The organism is Desulfobotulus sapovorans DSM 2055 (assembly GCF_059569355.1).
In genome coordinates, this window is the sequence record NZ_JCANVJ010000038.1 from 1 (window position 1) to 20,366 (window position 20,366).

At 51.4% G+C, this 20,366-nt stretch carries 16 protein-coding genes and 1 pseudogene; 13 read left to right on the top strand and 4 right to left on the bottom strand.

The window, feature by feature from the left end:
• Together BR04_RS16415 and BR04_RS16420 are read right to left on the bottom strand one after the other, a co-directional pair.
• A partial coding sequence (locus BR04_RS16415) for an IS607 family transposase (protein ID WP_496357109.1) occupies positions 1–300 on the bottom strand: 300 nt, incomplete at its 3' end.
• 87 nt (positions 301–387) lie between these two features.
• Positions 388–3,798 (bottom strand): ABC transporter substrate binding protein, encoded by a 3,411-nt coding sequence (locus BR04_RS16420; RefSeq protein WP_496357110.1) that lies wholly within the window; start codon positions 3,796–3,798, stop codon positions 388–390.
• A gap of 512 nt (positions 3,799–4,310) precedes the next feature.
• On the opposite strand from BR04_RS16420, the gene BR04_RS16425 reads away from it, so the two are divergent.
• The 5 genes from BR04_RS16425 (at position 4,311) to ldhH (ending at position 11,662) form a co-directional block, all read left to right on the top strand.
• Complete coding sequence (locus BR04_RS16425) at positions 4,311–6,002, top strand: L-lactate permease (RefSeq protein WP_496357111.1); 1,692 nt, start codon at positions 4,311–4,313, stop codon at positions 6,000–6,002.
• A gap of 141 nt (positions 6,003–6,143) precedes the next feature.
• Positions 6,144–7,526, top strand: a complete 1,383-nt coding sequence (locus BR04_RS16430) for an FAD-binding oxidoreductase (protein WP_496357112.1) — start codon at positions 6,144–6,146, stop codon at positions 7,524–7,526.
• Between the two features lie 4 nt (positions 7,527–7,530).
• Positions 7,531–8,817, top strand: coding sequence for a (Fe-S)-binding protein (locus BR04_RS16435; RefSeq protein WP_496357113.1), 1,287 nt, complete (start codon positions 7,531–7,533; stop codon positions 8,815–8,817).
• A 114-nt stretch (positions 8,818–8,931) separates the two neighbouring features.
• Entirely contained in the window at positions 8,932–9,507 is a 576-nt protein-coding gene (locus BR04_RS16440; protein WP_496357114.1) for a LutC/YkgG family protein, read from the top strand.
• A complete protein-coding gene (ldhH, locus tag BR04_RS16445) occupies positions 9,500–11,662 on the top strand; it encodes an L-lactate dehydrogenase (quinone) large subunit LdhH (RefSeq protein WP_496357115.1) in 2,163 nt (720 codons plus the stop codon). Before BR04_RS16440 ends, ldhH begins: the two co-directional genes overlap by 8 nt.
• 277 nt (positions 11,663–11,939) lie before the next feature.
• Here ldhH and BR04_RS16450 read toward each other — a convergent pair whose 3' ends face one another.
• Positions 11,940–12,932 (bottom strand): integron integrase, encoded by a 993-nt coding sequence (locus tag BR04_RS16450; protein WP_496357116.1) that lies wholly within the window; start codon positions 12,930–12,932, stop codon positions 11,940–11,942.
• 191 nt (positions 12,933–13,123) lie between these two features.
• Between BR04_RS16450 and BR04_RS16455 the strand changes: the two genes are divergently transcribed.
• The 8 genes from BR04_RS16455 (at position 13,124) to BR04_RS16490 (ending at position 19,750) form a co-directional block, all read left to right on the top strand.
• Positions 13,124–13,987: a hypothetical protein gene (locus tag BR04_RS16455; RefSeq protein WP_496357117.1), complete on the top strand. Its 864-nt coding sequence runs from the start codon at positions 13,124–13,126 to the stop codon at positions 13,985–13,987.
• Between the two features lie 83 nt (positions 13,988–14,070).
• Entirely contained in the window at positions 14,071–15,009 is a 939-nt protein-coding gene (locus BR04_RS16460; RefSeq protein WP_496357118.1) for a hypothetical protein, read from the top strand.
• A 148-nt stretch (positions 15,010–15,157) separates the two neighbouring features.
• Positions 15,158–16,201 (top strand): transposase, encoded by a 1,044-nt coding sequence (locus BR04_RS16465; RefSeq protein ID WP_496357119.1) that lies wholly within the window; start codon positions 15,158–15,160, stop codon positions 16,199–16,201.
• Positions 16,202–16,281: 80 nt separating this feature from the next.
• Positions 16,282–16,530, top strand: coding sequence for a DUF4160 domain-containing protein (locus BR04_RS16470; RefSeq protein WP_496357120.1), 249 nt, complete (start codon positions 16,282–16,284; stop codon positions 16,528–16,530).
• A gap of 4 nt (positions 16,531–16,534) precedes the next feature.
• The gene (locus BR04_RS16475; protein ID WP_496357121.1) at positions 16,535–16,801 is read left to right on the top strand and encodes a DUF2442 domain-containing protein; all 267 of its coding nucleotides are present in this window, start codon (positions 16,535–16,537) and stop codon (positions 16,799–16,801) included.
• Between the two features lie 290 nt (positions 16,802–17,091).
• The gene (locus BR04_RS16480; RefSeq protein WP_496357122.1) at positions 17,092–17,637 is read left to right on the top strand and encodes a hypothetical protein; all 546 of its coding nucleotides are present in this window, start codon (positions 17,092–17,094) and stop codon (positions 17,635–17,637) included.
• A gap of 85 nt (positions 17,638–17,722) precedes the next feature.
• The gene (locus BR04_RS16485; protein ID WP_496357123.1) at positions 17,723–18,916 is read left to right on the top strand and encodes a hypothetical protein; all 1,194 of its coding nucleotides are present in this window, start codon (positions 17,723–17,725) and stop codon (positions 18,914–18,916) included.
• 240 nt (positions 18,917–19,156) lie between these two features.
• Positions 19,157–19,750: a nucleoside deaminase gene (locus BR04_RS16490; RefSeq protein ID WP_496357124.1), complete on the top strand. Its 594-nt coding sequence runs from the start codon at positions 19,157–19,159 to the stop codon at positions 19,748–19,750.
• Between the two features lie 376 nt (positions 19,751–20,126).
• On the opposite strand, the pseudogene BR04_RS16495 reads toward BR04_RS16490, so the two are convergent.
• Positions 20,127–20,366: pseudogene (locus tag BR04_RS16495) on the bottom strand (IS1634 family transposase); the annotation flags it as partial.

Sequence of the window (20,366 nt, forward strand, 5' to 3'; positions counted from 1 at the left end):
ACCTTTTCGTTTGAAATTGATTCCGCTTCCGATGTCTTTGATGATTTCCGCTTCGGGGTATTTTTTCTGCATGAACTCGACCTGTCTTTGCAGATCATCTTTTTGTTTCGGGCTGGAGACCCGGCAGTAACAGATGGTTTCATGCTTTTCTCCTTCCCCGACAAAACCCCTGACATCGTAACGCCTCTGGCCTGATTCTGACTTGATGAACCGGATCTTGCCGCTGTCTGCCCATTTTCTCAAGGTGTTGGGATGAACTCCCAGCATCTTTGCAGCAATCCGGCTTGGGAAAAATTCCATTGCGCCTCTCTGTTTGTGTTTATAAATAAAACTAAACAAAGATTAGTATTCTAGGTACTATGTGTCAACCTTTCAACATTACCGGATTCAACAGGTTCCGGTATCCAATACATTCCGGATGACACGGTTGAGCACATCCCGGCTGTAGGGCTTGGAAACCACGGCACGGACATTGGCACGGGGTTCAAAGGTTTCCGCCATCCCGCCACCGGTAACAAGAACCACGGGAAGATCCGGACTCATGCTTTCCAGACGGGCCGCCAGGGTAAGACCGTCCGTTCCCGGCATATCATAGTCCGTCAGAACGAGATCAAAACTTTTTTCAGCAGACTCCATACGGAAAAGCGCCTCATCCGCCGTTGCCGCCACAATCACCCGGTAACCGAGACGCCTCAGTATCCGGGGTACCGTCTCCCGCTGATCCGGATCATCCTCCACAAAGAGAAGCCGTTCACAACCCTGCCCCGCCCCCTCGTCACAGATCCCCCGGACATGGGTTCCCCGACCCTCAAGGGGGAGATACACCTCAAAGGCCGTATGCTCCATTGGCAGACTGCTCACCTGTACCGCACCACCGTGGGCCTTGACAATTCCATGAACCATGGACAGCCCCAGACCGCTCCCGCCCCCCTTTTCCCTTGTGGTGAAAAAAGGATCGAAAATCTTATCCAGCACTCCGGCTTCAATGCCCGGCCCATTATCCAGAACCGTCAACAGGGCAAAATCTCCGGGACAGACTCCCAGAGCAAGGGCGTCTGCCTCATTCAGGTGCAGTACCTCCAGGCGAACCTTCAGAATACCGGCCTGATTCCCCATGGCCTGAAGGGCATTGGTACAGAGATTCATCAGCACCTGATGCATCTGGGTGGGATCGGCCATGCAGGTCAGGTTTTCTGCACCGGAAAAATCTGTTACAAGGCGAATATGGCCCGGAACAGAAGCCCGCAGCAGATCCAGACCTTCCTGCAACACGACCCCCAGATTCACGCACTGAAATTCTTCCTTACCCGGACGACTGAAAGCAAGAATCTTCTTGATCATATGGCTGGCCCGTTCTCCGGCCCGCAAGACCCGCTCCAGATCCTTTCTGCCCTGGCTGTCCTCGGGAAAATCCTCCATGGCCAGCTCCGCAGAATTGATCATCGATGTCAGGATATTATTGAAATCATGGGCTATACCGCCTGAAAGCCTGCCAAGAGCCTCCATTTTCTGACTTTGCAGCAGCTGACGTTCCAGACTGACCCTGCGGGTAATGTCTTCGGCACAGGTGAGCACTCCGTTCACCAGACCATCGGCACCCACAAGGGGAACCTTGTTGATTTCCAGCCAGACCCCCCGGCTCCGGCCATCGTGTATCCGGCACTTGAAACGGGATACGGCTTCCCGCTGCTGAAGCGCCTGCTCCGCTCTCTCCGTAAGCAGGGCAGCATCGTCCCTGTCGGGAAGCAGTTCAAACAGGGTCTTTCCGATAACCCTTGGGCCGTTTTCCAGTCCGAAAAAAACCGCAGAGCTGCGGTTCATCCCCATGATACGCAGCTCCCGATCCTGCCAGAACACCAGCTGGGGAATATTGTCCAGTACCAGCCAGAGCCGCTGGCGGGATTCCATGAGGGCCATTTCCGCCTGCCTCCGTTTGGTGATGTCCTCACCAATCCCCTCCACATGCACCATGCGCCCATCCCCATCGTATACGGCCCTGGCATTGAGGGAGGCCCAGCGTTTTTTTCCGTCTTTTGTATAAAAGGCAGCCTCAAATCCGGAAACATCCCGTCCGGATAAGAGGATTTCCCAGAAGACTTTCCGGTTTTCCGGATCCACATAGTGAAATTCCAGCAGACCTCCGGTCTTCTCCATGGCCTCCACCTCATCCCCATACCCAAGGATCTGGGCAAAGGCCCGGTTCATGTGGGTGAGGCACCCTTCGGGGCTGGCAATAAAGATTCCCTTGGAGGCATTTTCAAAGATACTCCGGTAACGTTCCTCTGCCATACGGAGATTTTCCTCTGCGGTTTTCATGGCATGGACGTCGTTGATCACCCCAACCAGCCCCAGAACCTCCCCCCGTGCATTGAGATAGGTGGCCTTGGTAAGAATCACATGGCGATAAACACCGGAAACATCATGGATGCGGTTTTCATATACCCTGACCCCAGGCTCCTGGAAAAGGGCCTCATCCACCTCATCTGAAAGACGGATGGGATGACGGCCCTGCAAGACCGCATCCCCCTTATCCACAAGATTCCGTACCTGCACACCGAACCAGGTTTCAAAACTGTTGTTGCAGCCAAGAAAACGACCGGATCTGTCCTTGAAATAAATGGGAATGGGAATGGTGTTCATGAGAATCCGCAGGAAAGAAAGCTGATCCTTGATTTTCTCCTCCACCACCTTTCTCCGGCTGATATTGAACACCAGCAGCAGGAGCACACAGGAAAGCAACACCATGCTGCCCACAAGGGTCCAGAAAACCTCCCGGTTCAACTCGTAGAAATGACGGGGTTCGTTAATGAAAAGACTGCCAGCAGGCAGTTTTTTCATGTCCAGATTCCAGCGTTTCAGGGCTGCATAATCAAAAAGAAGAACAAAGGGATCCTCCGTAACAACGGGAATACGGGCAGGATCTTCACCTTTCAGGATAGCGGCCACCATCTCCCCTGCCATCTTTCCATGATGGTAGCCACTGGTCAGCTCCCCTCCCACCGCACCGGAACCCATGAGAAACTCCCAGAAGGTGAATACGGGGACACTGGCCTCGGCACAGATACGCTCCAGAATATCTGCGGCACTGTAGAAACTCCCCTTCAGATACTGGTAGTGGGGGACATAAAAAATAAAGGTATCTCTGGGCAAACGGCTGACCGCATGGAGGATGGTTTCCATATCCAGATCCGACCAGTATTCAATGTCCAGCCGCCCTTCAAACTGAGGTGCCACCTGACGGATCACGGACATGGTGGCACCTCCGGTAAAGGACTCATCCCCCACCACCACCATGCGCCGCACCGAAGGGACAAGACGCAGAGCCAGTTCCATGTTTTCCGCAGTCCGGAAGCTCTCGGCCACCCCCGTTATCCCTTTTATTCCGGCAATGCGGGAAGGCTTATAATCGTTGACCCCGCAGAACACCACCGGCACACCCGGAAAAAGGGCCTCTCCGTATTCGAGGATGAAATCAAAGGCATAATCATCGGAAACCACCACCGCATCAATGACAAGATCCGAATATTTATACCGGTAAAGATCCAGAAGACGGGCGCGCAGCCCTTCTTCCGCATATCGCTTGGTATCCATGTATTCCACATGGAGATCCACGGCAAAGGGTGTCTCTCCCAGAGCATCCCGCAGTCCCTCAAGAAGGCTGTCCGACCAGAGGTAACCGTCTTCATAGGAATTGAGGTGTACCACCCGCTTTTTCAGATCTTCCGCCTCTGCGGAAAGCATCAGCAAGACACAGGATACAGCCAGCAGCACCGTTCTTTTCATCCAGCCCCGAATCATAGGCCGACCTCTTCCGTTTTTATATTAAAAAAAACAGCTCCCCAGATCCTGCCTGTTCCATACCGTTCCCGCTCTTTTTTTCAGACCTTAGCAGATTTTCACAAAATCCGCCCATGGAGAATAACGTCCTTTTCCGGTACTCCGATTTTCCGGACTTTTTTCCGACATCCCATACCTGCCCCCATTATGTTCGACAATGCAAAACGAAAACTCTTCTCACGGAATCGCATTCCTCTTTTTCAGACCCGGTAAAACAGATGTTTTTCAGAAAAAGCAGGTGGCAAAAACACAAACATCTGAAAAAAGAACCTTTTTATGAAGTGGCACAGATCTCGCTAAAGCCACCTGCGGATACCACTCCGGGTGAAGCGTCGCCCGAAAGAAAAACGATGTTCCGGTGTTCAGGACTCCCCCCCCTTCCCCGTCCTGAACGCCCCCGGAGTGCATCCTTTACCCTTTGCTCTCAGGGATCCCCGAATCCCCTGAACCGTCTTTCATCAAGGAGGCCTGTGATGTCCATCGGAATGCTCGCTCTGCTCGCTTTTATCCCCATCGCCATCGTACTGGTTCTTATGGTTGGCATGCGCTGGCCCGCCACCAAGGCCATGCCCCTGGCCTGGGCCGTCTGTGCCCTTCTCGCCATGAGCGTCTGGAAAATGGATGTCGGCTTTATCACTGCCGCCACCCTCTCAGGCTTCGGCAGCGCCATCAACGTGCTTATCATTGTCTTCGGTGCCATCATCATTCTCTATACCATGCAGGCCAGCGGGGCCATGGAAACCATCAGCCATGGTTTCATGGGTATCTCCCGGGATCGGCGTATCCAGACCATCATCATTGCCTTCATGTTCGGTGCCTTCATTGAAGGAGCGGCGGGCTTCGGCACCCCGGCAGCCATTGCAGCTCCCCTGCTTCTCGGCCTTGGATTTCCCGCACTCGCCGCCGTCTGCGTCTGTCTTGTCTCCAACTCCGTTCCCGTCACCTTCGGTGCTGTGGGTACGCCCGTATGGTTCGGGTTCAAAAACCTCAAAACCCCCGTAGATGCCGCCATCGCCGCAGGGGAGAACATCGGCTTCACCACCTTCGACGGCTTTCTGATGCACGTAGGGCAGTGGGCCGCTATCATGCACGCCATCATCGCCTTGGGACTGATCCTTTTCCTGGTCTGCTTCCTCACCCGCTTTTTCGGTAAAAACAAATCCTGGAGTGAAGGTCTTGGTGCATGGAAATTCGCCCTCTTTGCCTCCTTTGCCTTCAGCGTACCCTACCTGCTCACCGCCTTTCTTGTGGGCGTGGAATTTCCCTCCCTCATCGGTGGTCTTATCGGTCTTGGGATTGTGGTGACGGCCGCCAAAAAAGGGCTTTTCATGCCTGAAACCGTGTGGGAATTCGGAGAACGCAGTACCTGGGAAAAGGAATGGATGGGCGAGATTGAAGTCGGATCCACCAATCTTAAAGCCCATATGAGCCAGTTCATGGCCTGGCTGCCCTATGTGCTCATCGCAGGTATTCTGGTTCTCACCCGCATCGGCACCCTGCCCTTCAAGGCCATGGTCAGCAGCTGGAAGATCAGTTTTGTCCACATCCTCGGCTATGAAACCGTGAACTTCTCCATGACGCCCCTCTACCTGCCCGGTGTCGTTCCCTTCATGCTGGTGGCCCTCATCACCATCTTCCTGCACAGAATTCCTGCGGAAAAAGCGGCCAAAGCCTGGAAAGACAGCTTTATCCGCATGAAAAACCCCACCATCGCCATGCTTTTCGCCGTAGCCCTTGTAGAAATCATGAAGCAGTCCGCGACCAATCCCCTGGGCTACCACTCCATGCCCCTTTCCATGGCCACGGCCGTTGCCGCTGTTGCCGGTCAGAGCTGGCCCCTTTTCGCCTCCTACGTGGGAGCCTTAGGCTCCTTCATCACCGGCTCCAACACCGTCTCTGACCTGCTTTTCGCAGACTTCCAGTATGGTCTGGCCACCACCATCGGCGCCAGCCGTGAAATCGTCACCGCCCTTCAGGGTGTGGGCGGCGCCATGGGCAACATGATCTGCGTGCACAACGTCGTGGCCGCTTCCGCCACCGTCGGTCTTGTGGGTATGGAAGGGGAAATCATCCGCCGTACCATGATTCCCATGGCCCTTTATGGTCTCATTGTTGGTATCATGGGACTTCTGTTCTGCTACGTACTTTTCCCCGCAACCTTCTGATCTTTATAAAAACGGGTGCTCCCTTAAAAGGGAGCACCCCAACCCAAACCGCAATGCGGGCTTATGGAACCGAAGCCCGAGGTTCAGAACCTTCTGGAACCTCACTCCTCGAATCCATAAGCCCGATGGAGAGTGATCCCCATGAAAAAAAATTCCCTTGTCAGTGCCTTCAAAGACCTTCTGGGCGCGGAAAATGTCATGGAAAGCGAAACCGACCGCATGAACTACGCCTATGACGCTGCGGTTCTGGCTCCGGTGCTGCCCGGCCTTGTGGTGAGGCCGAGAAAAACCGAGGATATCGGCGCCATTTTAAAGCTCTGCAACGAAAACGGCATTCCCGTCACCGTCAGGGGAGCAGGCACCAACTTAAGCGGCGGCACCATTCCCTCCATGGGAGGGCTTGTGATGCTCACCAACGGTCTCCAGCGCATCATCGAAATCAATGAAGCGGATATGTACGCCATTGTGGAGCCCGGTGTCATCACCGCCCAGCTGGCTGCGGAAGTGGGGAAAAAAGGGCTTTTCTATCCTCCCGATCCGGGCAGCCAGGCCGTCTCCACCATTGCGGGCAACGTGGCGGAAAACGCGGGCGGTCTCAGGGGACTCAAATACGGGGTCACCAAGGATTATGTCATGGGCATGGAATTTTATGATGCCACAGGCAGCCATGTGCGCACGGGCTCCAAAACGGTGAAATGCGTCACAGGCTTCAACCTCGCAGGGCTGATGACGGCCAGCGAAGGATGCTTCGGAGTCTATAGCCAGATCACCCTCAGGCTGGTACCGCCGCCAAAGGCGTCCAGATCCATGATGGCCATCTACGATTCCGTGGATCAGGCCGCTGAAACCGTGGCCGCCATCATCGCCGCCAAGATCATTCCCTGCACCCTGGAATTCATGGACAACTTCACCATCCGCACGGTAGAAGACTTTGCCAAGGCAGGGCTTCCCACGGAAGCCAAGGCCCTTCTGCTCATCGAAGTGGACGGACATCCGGCCCAGGTGGAAGACGAAGCCGCAGAGGTGGAAACCATCTGCAAGGCCAACGGCGCCACCCGCATCCAGGTGGCCCAGACGGCGGAAGAACGCAACAAGGTCTGGGAAGCCCGCAGGGCCGCCCTTTCCTCCCTTGCCAAACTCCGGCCCACCACGGTACTGGAAGATGCCACCGTTCCCAGAAGCCGCATCCCCGACATGGTGCGCGGCCTGGATGCCATTGCAGCTAAACACAAACTCACCATCGGCACCTTCGGCCATGCGGGCGACGGCAACCTGCACCCCACCATCCTCTGCGACAAACGCAACCGCGAAGAATGGCACAGGGTGGAAAAGGGCATTGAAGAAATCTTCGAGCTGGCCCTTGGCATGGGCGGAACCCTTTCCGGAGAACACGGCATCGGCCTTGCCAAGGCCGGATTCATGGAAAAGGAAGTAGGAAGGGGTTCCATCGAATTTTCCAGAAAAATCAAACGTGCCGTGGATCCGAAAAACATCCTCAATCCCGGCAAGATCATCGGAGGCTGACACCATGGGGGATCTGAAACGCTTACATACCCTGCTCAAGGAAATTGACGACATGCTGGCCGGGTGCATGCGCTGCGGCATGTGCCAGTCCGTATGCCCGGTCTTTGCCCAGACCCTGAACGAGGGGGATGTGGCCAGGGGCAAGATCGCCCTTCTCGACGGCCTCAGCCACCAGCTCATCCACGATGCCGAAGGCGTCAAATGCAAACTTGAAAAATGCCTGCTCTGCGGCTCCTGCTCCGCCAACTGCCCCAGCGGGGTCAAGGCCACGGACATCTTCCTGAAAGCCCGTGCAGCCCTTACGGAATATTCCGGCCTTTCTCCCGTGAAAAAGGCCATTTTCCGGGGCACCCTCACCCACCCGGAGCTGTTCAACCGCCTTGTGGACATGGGCTCGAAATTCCAGGGGATCATGACCAAAAAGGCCAATGCCTACCATGGCACCTCCTGCGCGCCCATGCTCTCCGCCATTCTGGGAAACCGTCACATCGTTCCCCTTGCGGCAAAACCCTTCCGCAAAGACCATCCCTTCCTCGACACCCCAGCGGGAAGCTCCGGACTGCGGGTGGCCTTTTATCCGGGCTGCCTTGTGGACAAAATGTACACCGGCATCGGCGAGGCCGTGCTCAAAGCCTTAAAGCATCACGGTGTCGGCGTGTTTCTCCCGGAAAATCAGGCCTGCTGCGGTATGCCGGCCCTTGCTTCCGGAGACACGCAATCCTTTGAAAAGCTTCTTCGTCACAACCTCGACTGTTTTTCCGGTAAAAGCTTTGACGTGCTGGTCACCCCCTGCGCCACCTGCACCGCCACCCTGAAAAAGGTCTGGCCCATGATGGCGGAAAATCTCGGTATGAAGGAAAAACGGGACATTGAAGCCTTCAGTGCCAGAGTGATGGACATCAACCAGTTTCTTGTGGACAAGGTGGGCGTTCGCGCCAAAGAAGCCACGGGCAAGGAAGCCGTCACCTTCCATGATCCCTGCCACCTTGGAAAATCCTTAGGCGTTTTCTCCCAGCCCCGCGCCCTGATCCAGGCCAGCGGAAAATACAGCATCAAAGAAATGAAGGATGCCAACACCTGCTGCGGCTCCGGTGGGAGTTTCAACCTCCAGCACTATGAGACCTCCACCCAGATCGGCCTGAAAAAGCGCGACAACATTGTGGCGACCCAGGCGGCCATCGTGGCCACGGGCTGCCCTGCCTGCATGATGCAGCTTACGGACATGCTTTCCCGCAAGGGGGATGCCGTGCGGGTGAAACACAGCATCGAACTTTACGCCGAAGGGCTTTAGGATATTTCGGGGATTGAATGTCCCATCAATCTGAACCCTCACCCCGGCCCTCTCCCAGAGGGAGAGGGTGCCATCAGGTGGTTCCATTTCAGGAAATCACCTTGAGGAGACACCATGGAAAACACTCCCTTGATGCAACAGTTTAAGGAAAAGGCGGAGCTGGTGCAGGCCGTGGTCAGCACCGTGGAAAGCCTTGAGGCTGTTGCGACCTATACCGTGAATCTCACCGCCGACCAGGGCGGAAAGACCATCGCCCTTGCGGGTTTTGACGAAGCATCCCTTGCCATTCTTCTTCCGGATTTAAAGGAAAAGGCCAAAGCGAGGGACATCACCGTTCTGGAGCCGCCTTTCAGGCCGCATCTCACGGGTATCCACACAGGGCTGACCCCTGCCCTCTGGGGCATCGCCCAGACGGGAACGCTGGTGCTGCGCTCTGCCGATGAGAACCTGCGCATCGCCACCATGCTGGCGGAAACCCATGTCTGTGTTTTCAACCCCGCCACCCTCTTCCCCACAACGGATGAGCTTGCCCCCCATCTGGACGCGGCTCTCAAGGAAAAGGGGGCCGCCTACATGGCCTTCATCACCGGCCCCAGCCGTACCGCAGACATTGAACGGGTGTTGAGCATTGGCGTCCACGGGCCTGAATTCCTGCACATCCTTTGCAAGGAGGAAAAAGCCAATGATTAAAACCCCCCAGAACATGAAGGACTACACGGATCAGATCCGTGCCACCTTAAAGGAAAAATTTCTCCAGACCACCCTCAACAACTTTGCCGTCAGCTACAAGGCTTCCAGAGCCAAGGCCTTCAGCGGCATGGATCTTGAGGGGCTGCGGGAGGAAATCGCCTGCGCCAAAGGTGCGGCCCTGCCACGGCTTGAGGAACTGCTGGAAGAATTCACCCGTCATGCGGAAGCCGACGGGGTGAAGGTGCATTTTGCGAAAACCGCTCAGGAGGCCAATGCCATCATTGCGGCCATCGCAAAGGAAAACAATGTAAAAACCATCGTGAAATCCAAATCCATGACCGCTGAGGAAACCTTTCTCAACGATCATCTGGAAAAACAGGGCCTCACGGTCACGGAAACAGACCTTGGGGAATGGATCATCCAGCTCCGCCACGAAGGCCCTTCCCACATGGTCATGCCCGCCATCCATCTGTCCCGCTATCAGGTGGGCGATCTTTTCACCGGCGTATCCGGAGAAAAACAGGACCCGGAGAACATTGACAAGCTCGTGAAGGTGGCGAGAAAACAGCTCCGTCCCCGCTTCATCGAGGCGGACATGGGCATCTCCGGAGCCAACTTCGCCATGGCCGACTCCGGAGCCATCGGCATTGTCACCAACGAGGGCAACGCCCGGCTCACCACCACCCTGCCCCGGGTGCATGTCACCCTTGCCGGTGTGGACAAGCTTATCCCGGATCTCAAAACCGCCCTCACGGCCTTAAAGGCCCTCACCCGGAACGCCACGGGTCAGGGCCTCACCTCCTATGTGACCTGGATCAAGGGCCAGCCGCCCTGCGGCGCATCGGACAAAGAGGTCAAAACCCGGCACATCGTCTTTCTCGACAATGGCCGTCTGGCCCTTGCCAAAGACCCTGTGTTTTCCGAAGTACTGCGCTGCATCCGCTGCGGTGCCTGCGCCAATGTCTGCCCCATCTACCGCATCCTCGGCGGTCACACCTACGGCCATGTGTACATTGGCGCCATCGGTCTCATCCTCACCTTCTTCTACCATGGGAGAGACAATGCCCGCGCCATCGTGAAAAACTGCCTCAACTGCCAGAGCTGCAAGGTGGTCTGCCCCGCCAAGATCGATCTCCCCTACCTCATTAAAAAGGTGTACCGGGAAGTCATGGACGAAGACGGCAAGCGGCCTCTAAGAAACCGCCTGCTCGCCCGGGTTATGGGCAATCGCAAACTCTTCCACACCCTGCTCAAGAACGCATGGATGGCCCAGGCTCCCATTGCCGACGGCCCGAAAATCCGGCATCTGCCCACCATTTTTGGCCGCAAGCACGATTTCCGCACCATCCCCGTTCTGGCCAAACATCCTCTGCGGGATCAGTGGAGCACCTTCAAGCCCGTGGTCAAAAACCCGAAACTCAAAGTGGCCCTTTTTGCAGGCTGTGCCCAGGATTTCATCTATCCCCAGCAGGCAAAAGATGCCGTCACCCTTCTTGCCAGCTATGGCGTGGATGTGGACCTTCCCATGGAGCAGACCTGCTGCGGCCTGCCCCTTCTCATGATGGCGGAAAACGAAACCGCCAAGGAAGTGGCCGAACAGAACCTGAAAGCCCTGGACACGGAAAAGTACGATTATATCCTCACCCTCTGCGCCTCCTGCGGCTCCCACATCAAGGAGAATTATCCCAAGCTGTTGCAGAAGGAAAACGAGGTGCCTGAAAGGGTGAGAAAACTCGAAGAAAAGATCATTGATTTCTCCTCCTTCATGGTCAAGGTGCTGAAGGTGACGGCGGAGGATTTCCGTGTGAGCGGCAAGAAGGTGGCCTACCACGCACCCTGCCATCTCTGCCGGGGGCTCGATGTGGTGGAAGAACCAAGGGATCTGATGCGGATTGCAGGCCTTGACTATATCCCGGCTGCGGATGAAGATGTGTGCTGCGGCTTCTCCGGTTCCTATTCCGTTGATTTCCCGGAAGTGTCCGAGCAGCTTCTCCGCCGCAAGGTGGCCAACCTTGAGGCCACGGGGGCGGACATTGTGGTAACGGACTGCCCCGGCTGCGTCATGCAGATTTCCGGCGGCATGGACAAACACGCCTCCCGGATGCGGGTCTGCCATATGGCGGAGATTTTAAGGGAGATGCGGAAGAAGGAATAAGGTTTTAAGAGAGAATCAGCTTGTTTATGGTTTTACCGCCCCTCTCCCTTTGGATTCATCCTTACCCCTAAGTGTAGTGGAGAGTGGGTATAATTCCCCTGTAGGGGCAGGCCCCTGTGCCTGCCCCTACCCCTTCACGTACAAAATCAACCCCTGCTTTTCTCCCCTCTCCCACTGGGAGAGGGGCCGGGGGTGGGGGAAAAAAATTCCGGGACACCTCAGAATCATGCCTCCATGCACCCGCATGGGGGCAATAAAAACAGGCCCAAAATGAGAATCACATACAATCCAGGGGACTGATCAGTCCCTGGATATCCCTTGACATCACATGGGTATAAATTTCCGTGGTCTTCACATCGGCATGGCCCATAAGCTCCTGAAGCACACGGATATTCACCCCTTTTTCCAGCATGTGGGTGGCAAAACTGTGGCGCAGGGTATGACAGCCCACCTTCTTAAAAATCCCCGCTTCCAGAGCGGCCCGCTTCACGGCCTTCTGCAAACCTGATTCCAGCACATGGTGTCGCATCTGCCTGCCGGATCGGGGGTCGGTGCTGATCTGTCTTGCAGGAAACACCCACTGCCAGGCGGTTTCCCTGGCGGCCTTTGGATATTTACGGGACAGTGCTTCCTCCACATAGACCTCACCAAACCCCGCTTCCAGATCCCTGCCATGCAACACCTTCACACGCTCCACATGGGCATGAAGCTCCCCCCCGAGACTGCGGGGCAGAACCGTTGTTCTGTCCTTTCCCCCCTTCCCGCCACGAACAAAAATCAGCCCCTGCTCAAAATCCACATCTTTGATCCTCAGGCGGATGCATTCCATAAGGCGCAGGCCACTGCCATACAATAGCTTTGCCATGAGTCCGTGGGTACCCGGAATGACGGCAAGGAAACGCTGCACCTCAGACTGGGTCATGACCGTGGGAGGACTTGTTTTCCGTTTGCTCCGCACAGGGGCGATTTCGCCTTCTATGGGAATGTCCATAACCTGTTTATACAAAAATACCAGGGCGTTCAGGGCCTGTTTCTGTGTGGATGCCGAAACCTTGTCATGCACCGTGAGATGGGATAAGAAACTTTCCACATGGCTTGCGGAAAGGACCTTGGGGTGGGTTTTTCCGCCAAAGTGGCGAATGTAGCGCAAAATCCAGTGGCAGTAGGTCTTTTCCGTACTATAAGCATAGTGATGGTAGCGAAGAACCGAACGAACCTGATCCATAAGCCTCAGATTCGGATCGGGTCTGAATTTCGTCCCTTTTTCCATGTTTTGACCTCTGATATCAGGATAAATGGAAAATCAGATTTTTTTCTTGATGGATGGGTAAAGACGGGATACAGTTTTCCATGTTTTGCCCTTTAATACCAGAATAAACGGAAAATTGTCCAGATATAGGGACGGATAACATGGAAAATTTCCACTTATTGCACTGTTAGATTTTCAAAGGAGCACGAGCGATGCCTATAACCGTTCCTGATTCTTCATGGTATAGGGCGAAAAGCGCAGAAGCGGGCGTCCCCTGTTCGTGTCCGTATGCAAATGTACACAAATGCCATCGATATTATGCAAGCATATATATGCTTGGTGAAGTTAAAATGATCACTTCTATAAGTAATGCTAAAAAGATAGAGTTGAATCAATTTTGGGAGCAGTCAGGCTTGGCACCAGTCATCGCAGAGGAAGACACTGAAGTTAGTGGTTCAGAAGGGAGGTCGAGTTCATTCTCGAATTTCTGTCCGGAAGTTACTAATACATATTTCCGGTATTACGCCAGCTACCTGTCAAGATATGTGGACGAAATTGATAAAGACTGCGGTCAAAGAATTGCCGAAAGAGAAAATATTAAAAATGATTGGCGACATGAGTGGCAGTTTCTAACGGCGTGCCATTTTTTGGAATGTACTGTTTACAATCAAGTCGATGATTTCAACTCAAAAGGGATTGGAAAGTTTGACCGGCTGGCGCATTCAAATGTTGTGGTTTTGATTGGTCGCATGGAAAATTGTTTAGAAAACAATGATCCTTCGGGTGTTCTACATGCCGCATCCAATATACTTGAAACAATGGCCAAGGATGTTCTCGGGGATGACAATTTAGCTAATCAAACATTGGGAAGCTTTATTGAGAAATATAAAAAAGAATCATCCCTTCCAGAGGAAATAAAAAATGTCGTCGGCAACATATATAACCTACGCAATAAAATGCCTTTATCTGGCCATGGCAGTACAACCGAGCCCAATATCACCATGAAAGACGCAATTGTAGTTGCCGCTGCAACAAAGTTTGTTGTGGAAATTGAGTACCGAACCAAGAAAATCTAACAAAACGCTGCTGTCGGACAAATTTTCCGCTGCGCTCCAAATTTGCCGCAGAGCGCGGCGTTATAAGTCAAAGGTAATTCCACATGATAGTTGATGTTCCAAGTGAAAATGATTTTCAAATTGCAGCTGAAAATTTGATTAATAGCGCATGGAATAGTTTAACGAAGTTGCTTGAATATCACGTGGTTTTAGAGGATATAGAAACCAAGCAATTGGAAAAAGAAAGGTACTGGCTTTACGCTAAGCCTGAATTGACAGCTGCCACAGCTATGGTACAGCATGCTGTGGAGTTTTATTTAAAAGCCAAGATTTTATCTATATCTCCGTATTTATTAATTTCTTCTGAACCTCGAATGCTACCTAAAAGAAGCGATTCAGAAAATATCAGTTTTACTGAGTTCAGGACCTTAGATGCTCAAGATTTATTGAAAGTGCATAATACCTTCTCGTCCGAAAGACTTGGTGATGAATTTCGGCAGTGGTTTAACGATATGAGGTTAATGAGAAACAAAATCATGCATACCGTTGATAAGAAACTATCTATTGAACCAACTGATCTATCTATTTCAATACTGCAAGGGCATGAGTATCTTGTAGGTAAAAACTGCTGGATTAGCTCTCGAACTAGTTTTTTGAATCGTTCACCTGAGCATGGTGTAAAAATAGGTTCTGCTGAAGAGCATGATGCATATATACATTTGGAAATTCATCGTGAAATATCATTAGTAATTGATAAATTGTCGCCATCAAATGCAAAGCGATTTTTTAAATATGACAAAAAATCTCTCTCTGAAACGTGTACTAACTGCTATAAAAAATTTTTGCATTGTGAATTCTTCGATTCTAAATGGACCGACCCTTTTATTAAAACTTTGCAAAGAAAGAACAGCACATGCGATGAAATGGAATGCATCGTATGTGGTTACACTACTGGAATTTCAAAAATTGAATGTGAAGAGTGCGGGAACTTCAGCATAGATAAGTCGAGCGGAGAGTGTTTGTGGTGTGCAATTGACTTATAACAAGGCTATTACAGCCGACGCAAAAAGCCGCGCGGCTGAATAGCAGCGTTATAGTACCACAGGACACCCACTTCGTCCTTGACCTCCATTCCAAAATCTCCTAATTTTCCCTTTAAAAACAAAATCCTATCTTTCCAGGAGTGCCTCCATGACCTGCCCTCGTTCCACCCTCATCAGCCTTGAAAGCACCCCATGGTATCACTGCGTCTGCCGCTGTGTCCGCAGGGCCTTTCTCTGTGGCAAGGACAAACAGTCCGGTATGGACTTTGACCACCGACGGGGCTGGATTGCGGAGCGCATCATGGAGCTTTCGGCCATCTTTTCCATTGATATGGCGGCCTATGCGGTCATGAGCAACCACTACCACATCGTGCTGCGTGTGGATGAGAACCGTGCCCTTTCCTGGTCGGATCGTGAAGTCTTCACCCGCTGGACACGGCTTTTCAAGGGGCCGGATGTGGTGAGGCGTTACCTTTCAGAAACCGAAGACCTGAGCGCATCGGATCAGCTCAGGCTCAATGAGCTGGCAGGCCTCTACCGAAGCCGCCTTTATGATGTTTCTTGGTTCATGCGCCTTCTCAATGAATCCATTGCAAGAAAAGCCAATCAGGAGGAAGGGATTTCCGGCAGATTCTGGGAGGGACGTTTCAAAAGCCAGGCCCTTCTCGATGAAAAGGCCATTCTGGCAGCCATGGCCTATGTGGATCTCAACCCTGTCCGTGCGGGTATGGCCGAAACCCCTGAAACTTCAGATTTTACGTCCATCAAAGAAAGGCTGGATGCCCTTAAGGCAAAGGATGCGGATGCCTGTTCTTCTCAGCCTTCCGTCACACCACGGGATGCATCCCCGGATAGTCAGCAGGAAAAACCGAGAGCTTCCCTTGCCCCCTTTGATGATCTTACGGATATGGCTTTTGCCATTCCCTTCGGATTCCATGAATATGCAGAGCTTGTGGACTGGACAGGAAGACAGCTTAAGCGCAAAAAACGGGGAAGTATCTGCCGGAAGGCCCCTCCCCTTCTCAAACGCTTAGGCCTGGATGCTGCCGTTTTTGTATCTTCCATGAATACCCTTTTAGAGCAGTTCGGCACCGCCGTGGGAGATCCGGAAGTTTTAAAAATGCATTGCAAACTCAGAGGTCTGCGTTGTATGAGAGGTGCCAGGGCTGAGGTGTTTTTTGATGCTGCATGATTTTTGTTGGATACAACCACCACAGTACACTCACTCTGTCTTTGGCAAAAAATTAAAAATCTCTACAAATGGACTAAAAAATGCCTGAAATTGCAAGGTTTTATGGAATCATTATCAAGCTCTTCTTCGGCGATCATCCCCCACCACATTTTCACGCAATTTATGGTGAATATATTGGCCTTTTCAGTATCGATACCCTTGAAATGCTGGAAGGTGACCTGCCAGGCAGAGCTGTAAAACTGGTCACTGAATGGGCAGCCCTTCACAAAAAAGATTTGATGCTTATGTGGGAGAAGCAGGAGTTTCGAAAACTACCATCGCTGGAGTGATGCTATGAAATATCCAAAAATCTTATCCGTCTCTGCGCTGGACAATCATATTTTGCTGGTTGAGTTTGATAACAGGCAAAAGAAAAAGTATGATGTCACCCCCCTGCTGGATAAAGAAAATTTTTCAGCCTTAAAAAATCTGGCATTTTTCAAGGCAGTACAGGTTGAACAGGGCGGATATGCCGTTGTATGGGACAACAAAATTGATATCAGTGAACATGAGCTATGGATTCATGGGCTGACACTTCCTTGGCAACGCCAGAATAATTGATTCAGGAAAAAAGGCGACACCCCATTTTCTCGCTGTGCCTAACTACCACAGGATAACTACCACAGGACACCCACTTCGTCCTTCTACATAAAATCGCTCAGTTTAGGATGCATAGTCCTTTCAAAGTATTTGTTCCGCTCAAGGCAGCCGGAGCATCTCAAGTACGCTTTTCCCGGATAAGCCATGAATTTGAGTATATTCTTTTGTTTTGTAATTCAAAAAATGGGATAAATATCATAATGATATTGGACATATTTTTCATACTGTTTTCTACATACATAGGCGGAAGCTTGAAATATATTGATTCGGTTTATGACGATAATGTATTTAACAAAAAACTTGCTCTGTTTTTTTCTGTACTGACAGGACTTGTATTTTGTCTAGTCATAGCACTGAATGAATATGCTGCCGCTATTTATATTGGAATTGTGATTTCTGTCATTATAGCCGGTAAAATTGATAATTTCGCATTTTCTCTTTGTACTGCAATAATTTTTATAGGAGTAACTCTTCTTGGCACAAAAGGATTGCTTCATGTAAATATCATAACACTTGCTGTAATAGTAACAACATCATTTATTGACGAAATAGGAAATGATAGTGCAGATACCCTCAAACTATCTATAGATGCAAACAAATCAGCAGTTTTAACTAAAATATACATAAAGTGGTTTGAATTTCGATGTACAGTCTTCGCTGGGCTAATATTTCTTATGCTGTTTGCAAATATGCCCCTGATATTTTTTATTGCGGTTTTAGCAGAGGAAGGAATGTACCAGATTGTCGGTTCAGTTGCAGCAAAAAGAAAAAAAAACTGCACATCAAAATACAGTTGATTTAGTGAGATGACAGCATGCTTAAAGTTTATAACAATTGGAAAGAAAATATAAAAATTTCTGACACATATGCTAGGGTAGAAAAATGCTACGCAAACATCCCCTTATTATGTTGCTTCTCTTTATTATGCTGCTTCTCTTTGTGAGCTGTTCCAGTGAAGAATCGTCTGTAGATCCCTATGGATCCAATGATGATATATTTATCAAATTCCCTCTTCCGGAGCCGGCGCCGGGTGATCAACCTCTCTTGGGAAGTGAACTGGACAATCCCAGATGGGAAGACAAGGCGTATTTTCAAACGTGTACTGCCCATGTAGGTTTTGCGGTGGCCATATATTCACCGTCGACAAACCATGAAAAGGATACTGGTTACAGAAAAATTGCTATTACATGCATCAATGATAACCAAATGTGGTTCATTGATGGCAAGTCAGATACGACGTACTTCTTTTGGATGTCTGCCTTTGATATGGGGCACTATGATTGCTGTCAAACTCTGAAAGTGGAATCGTACCTTACTCAATGGTTTACGGGGTATGCCCCGGTGGTCTATGCCGGGACGGAAGTGAGAAAATGTGCAGGTTCGTGCGAGCTGTCTCAAGAACTTGTATACAATGCGTATGTAAAAAGTAATATGGTCAAAGTGAAAGCAGAAGAAACCGCTTATGTGTGGTATGAAGTGCATAACGCACACCCGACAATGCCAGCAAGGATCTCGCTTCGGGGCGTTCCTTTTGAGACTCAAAGCGGATATAAGACTCCCACATACGATTTGGCTCCGGGTGAGACGAAAACCTTCAAAGAAAAAAAGAGTGGCTACCTGAACTCGACCAATCCAATCAGTGATGGCGCCATCGTGCCATTTTCCATTGAAGCGCTGAGTGACATATGGACTGTTAATGATAATAAATCGACTATAACCTACTCTGGCCAAAAAGACGGTTTGGACTGCTGGAAAGGCGAACTCGTGTTTGACCTTAGGGAAAAACACCCCGAGGAATTGGTAAAGTTGAGCCTGGTACAGGGTCCTGTGGCCTTCGGTAGCACCTGGCTCTTGCAGAACGTCAGGCCCCCCTATCTGACAAGTGACGCCTGGGCGGTTCCACCCTTTGTGACTGAAAGATTTGTGGAAACAAAAAAACGGAACTGGGGAATGAATAACCTGACTGGCCGCATGTGGTTTGCCTGGCCCTGCATGATGTGCTCGGTAAAGTTTCGAATGAAAGAAGATCGGATTTATGCTTACCCTGACTTTAGTGCCTGCGACGGTTGCATGTGAAATATAGATACGGCACAGATGGTGCTCACGAATTTCTCGCATGTACCAGTCAGCATGTCCGGTTTTCGGGCAAACCTTGAACGCAAAAATATGGTCAGGGGTAAGATTGCTCTTCTCGACGGCATCAGCGGCAAAGCCCATCCCTTCCTCGACACTCCAGCGGAAAAATCCGGTCTGCGGGTGCAGGGGATCTTACACAAATGGATCCGACCCCCTTTACGATAAAAAAGAATGAAAACCATGAAGACTACAGGCCCCGTGCAGCAGGTTGTTGTGGTGGAGCTTCCCCCATGGGTTAATGCTCTTGTGGATGTGGAAAAAAGGTATGATTCCGATAAAGAAAAAATGGCCCTTGCCCTCCGTCTTGCCACAGAAAATGTGAATCAGGATACGGGGGGGCCCTTTGGATCGGCCATTTTTGATCAGGAAAGCGGCAGGTTGCTGGGGGTGGGCGTCAACAGGGTTTTTCCCCTGAACAATGCCACCCTGCATGGCGAGATGGTAGCCATCATGATGGCCCAGAAAGCCCTGGGGTCTTTTACCCTCTATGAACCGGGAAAAACGCGGGAGCTCTTCACCTCCTGTGAACCCTGCGCCATGTGTCTGGGGGCCATCCTCTGGAGCGGTGTCAGCCGTGTGGTCTGTGCTGCAAGTGCGGAAAATGCCCGATCCATCGGTTTTGATGAAGGCCCGGTTTTTGATGCCTCCTATGCCTATCTGGAGAATGCGGGGATCAGGGTGATCCGGCATTTCATGGAAAAAGAAGGCCGGGATGTGCTGGAAAGCTACAGCAGAAAAGGTGGCGTTATTTATAATGCCAGAAAAAAGGACTGAAACAGAAAAGAGGGGGCCGAAAAGTCATCTGGATGCCCACCTTGCTTCAGCCACCGATCCCATGCTTCAGCGCAGGATCGATGGGATTCCTGCTGTAACGGTAAAGCACCTGTTCTCACCTCTCTCCCCCTGAGTCAGGGAAACAATCCGAACACACCAGCGCCCGTATCCCCTCAAGCCCCTCCCCCGTTTCCGTATTCCAGCACACAATTTCTTTGGCTCCTGCGTTCTGAAGGAAACGTTTTGCCCTTTCCACCTGATTTTCAGGCTCATCTTCTACAGTCCAATTTTAATAATCCAATGAATTCAATGCGATAAAAAGCAATAACAAACCTTTGGCACCACCTGTTATCCTGTTTTCCCAAAACGCTCTTTTTTATGTTTCGCAAATTGCCTGTGGCATGGCCACACCAACAGCCTTGAATATTTTTCCACATACGCCATGACTTCTTGTACGAAGTGCAAGTCTTCGACCATTATCTTCCACAATAACTCTTTGCAGAGACTCAAGGTCATTGCGGATGGTTGCCCATTCAAAGTGATGACCAGCGGCTTCAAGTCTCATGGCGAGCTCTTTGCGGAGTAAAAGAGCAAGAAAACTGCAAAAGACATGACC